Origin of the sequence: Citrobacter sp. Cpo142, from assembly GCF_030332425.1 — a bacterium.
Classification (GTDB): Bacteria; Pseudomonadota; Gammaproteobacteria; order Enterobacterales; family Enterobacteriaceae; genus Citrobacter; species Citrobacter portucalensis.
In genome coordinates this window covers 1-3,155 of record NZ_JAOWHW010000010.1, presented here as the reverse complement: position 1 = coordinate 3,155, position 3,155 = coordinate 1, and the positions used below count along the sequence as shown (strand labels likewise).

Genomic DNA, 3,155 nt, shown 5'->3' with positions numbered 1-3,155 from the left:
TGGTAAGCAGAGTTTTTGAAATGTAAGGCCTTTGAATAAGACAAAAGGCTGCCTCATCGCTAACTTTGCAACAGTGCCCCCTGTCAGGGTAAATGGCTATGCGAAGCGGGTTTTGCACCCGGCCAACATTACACGGTGAAAATTAGCGAGGGCTGTCTGGTGCTTGTGGCGATGAATACGCAGGAGGAAGCGCTGCTTACTCAACTAGACTCCGCACGCCAAACCGTCGCGGAAATGAAGCGCGCGTTAAAACAGATCGGGAATACATTTAAAGCCGCCTGACAACACACCGAGGCAGACGCGCAGCCTGCCTCGGTAATCTTCAGTAGAAACGGCGACGGAACCTGGCTCCGCCATCCACTGACGTGCATTCACACACTAAATGCCACGTCTAAATTTAACGCATCAAGCGCGACAGGCTTCCCGATGAAATACCCTTGCGCCTCGTCACAGTGATATTGTTTAAGCCTTTTCAACTGCTCCGCCGTTTCCACGCCTTCAGCGGTGATAGCCAGCGAATAGGCTTTGCCAAGGCCGATAATATTCTCAACGATGATTTTGGCGTTTTCCGATTCCTCCATGGCGAACACAAAAGATTTATCCAGCTTTATTCCGTCGAACGGGAAGCGTTTCAGATAGCTTAATGCCGAGTAGCCGGTTCCAAAGTCATCAATCAAAAAGCGTACGCCGATATCCTTCAGCTGCTTCATGGTTTCCAGCGTGATATCCGGATTGGAAATCGTCACGTTTTCGGTAATTTCTAACTCCAGCCGGGACGGTTTAAGCCCCGATTTTTGCAGCGCAGCCTTTACCCGTTTCGCCAGGCCACGGGTATTAAACTCCACCGCCGAAATATTGACCGAAATAACCAAATCGGGCGAGAGATGCACCATATCTTTACAGGCTTTCTCCAGCACCACATCACTCATGGCAACGATCAGGCCCGTCTCTTCCGCAAGCGGGATGAACTGATCCGGCATCAGTAAACCGAGACGCGGATGCTGCCAGCGAACCAGTGCTTCGACAGCAGCGATACGCGAGGTTTCAATGTCGTAACGGGGCTGATAAACCAGCTGAAACTGGTCTGTGCATAACGCTTCACGAAACTCTTTTTCCATTTCCCGGCGCTGAATTAAGTACTCGCCCATGTTGGGTTCGTAAAACACCCAGTTATTGCGACCGGTATTTTTCGCTTTATACAATGCGATATCGGATAACCGAATCAGATCGCTGGCGTTCATTGCATCCTGAGGCGCCAGTGCAATCCCCATACTCACGCTGATATACACTTCATTGCCGTTAACGATAAAAGGCCGGCTTATTTCACTGGCAATGCGCTGGCAGAGCGTCTCTATGTCTTTACGCACATAAATATCCGGCAGAATAAGGATAAACTCATCTCCGCCCTGCCGGGCAACCAGATCGATTTTACGGGTACAGGACCGCAACCGGCTGGCGACTTCATTGAGTAACGCATCGCCCGCATTGTGGCCGAATAAATCATTTACCGGTTTGAATTTATCCAGGTCGAGGCTGATCATGGCCAGGGGATGATCCGGATCGGGTAAAGAACGCAGCTCACCTTCCAGAAACTCTTTCATTCTGACCCGGTTTGGCAGGCCGGTTAATTCATCATGCCGCGATAAATACTCGGCACGCTCCTGCGCCTCCACTTCCAGAGTGACATCGGTCACCGTACCGCGAAAGCCCATAGAACCATCATCCATAATGGCGCGCTTCGCCACCACATTGCAGTAACGCTGATGGCCCTGATCTGAGAAATAGCGGGCCTTTTTGAGCGTGTAATTACTGCTCGTCTGCGGATTCAGCAGCCAGTGATGAAAAAGGATTTTGTCGCTGTGGATGAAATCCAACATGTTCCGCCCAAGCCAGTCGTCAGAATGATGACCGGTAACGCCGGAAAAACGGTCGGATAACCACGTTAGCCGTGCCTCGCTGTCCGCTTCCCAAATCCAGTCGGTGGTGGCTTCAATGACGTCGCGAAAGCGTCGTTCACTTGCCGTAAGCGCTTGTCGGCTTTGCTCAAGCAGGGAAACATTTTCGTCATTAATTTGCGCTTTGATTAACGCACCACGCCGCATCAACCAGGTAAATGCAATGGTCGATAACATCAGAATGATGATTAACGGCAGCTCCCGGTTCATCAGCGCTCTGCCCGGATCGTCGCTTCGCCACTCAATCAGAACATCGCCATTATCAATGGGTAAAATAAGCTGAGCTTCCCGGTAGTCGGCTTTCAGGTGTGGCTCCATTCTGCCGAACGTATGCGCATTATGAATGCCGTATTCGTTGCCCATTTTCTCCAGTTTAACGGGCGTTAACACGTCGGCGAAAATCAGTACCGAGGCATCTTCCGCCACCGGCGTGATGCTTTCATCGTCTCCCGACGTGATCCGGGCCGCCGTCAGTAAGGTGAGTTGCCCGTTGGTCATCATAAGGCGTGAGACGGCTTTACCCTGGCTTTGTGAGAGGTCGTTAAAAAGTTCTTTGGTGATGTTCCGGTTGAGCCATTTCTCGAAAGGCTGGCTGACAAGATTTCCTTCAATGACGCTATAACGCGTCTCCCCGGCGGGAGACAAAACAAATACGCCTTCATACTGGTAATTCGTGTAAAGCGATTCACCAAGGTTCTGGCTGTCCCATGCCCATTTAACATTCACCTGCTTGTGCAAATTATTATACGCTTCGCCCCAGTCGGCATTATCCATTAAATTTGTGCGTATCTTTTCCTGCCGGTTAGTGAGGGCTTTTTGCAAAAGTAAACTGCTGCGCGCGTCTGCTTTATTATTAAGATTATCCGCGATATATAAAAGACTCACTATTGCCGCCAGAAAGAGACTGCTCAGCAACGCCGCGGTAATAATAAAATTTTTCTTTACTATGCCACTGGTTTCTCCTGAAAAACTACTTACTTTGTTGAAGCGCTGCCAGTTCATTTTCCCCATCTCTTAACGGTGAGAGTCCATTGGCCTGAAATAGGCACAGCCCGCAGAGGCAGTATCGGCAGAAACGGATTTTTTCTCCAGAATTTTTTGAGCACTTTTTTTTGCTTTAGCTAGGGAAGGTGCGAATAAGCAGGTCATTTCTTCCCAAGCTGACTCGCTGATTAAAATTTCGCGGATCTGGGCCGATTT

1 protein-coding gene and 2 pseudogenes are annotated in these 3,155 nt (G+C 49.8%); 1 reads left to right on the top strand and 2 read right to left on the bottom strand.

Features of this window, described 5'->3' with window-relative positions:
* Nucleotides 1-96: 96 nt before the first annotated feature.
* Nucleotides 97-282: pseudogene (locus OGY18_RS00050) on the top strand (SymE family type I addiction module toxin); the annotation flags it as partial.
* Nucleotides 283-371: 89 nt separating this feature from the next.
* On the opposite strand, the gene OGY18_RS00045 reads toward OGY18_RS00050, so the two are convergent.
* On the bottom strand, nucleotides 372-2,957 hold the full coding sequence (locus tag OGY18_RS00045; protein WP_220704021.1) for a bifunctional diguanylate cyclase/phosphodiesterase: 2,586 nt from the start codon (nucleotides 2,955-2,957) through the stop codon (nucleotides 372-374).
* Between the two features lie 12 nt (nucleotides 2,958-2,969).
* Nucleotides 2,970-3,155, bottom strand: a pseudogene (locus tag OGY18_RS27425) (hypothetical protein); the annotation flags it as partial.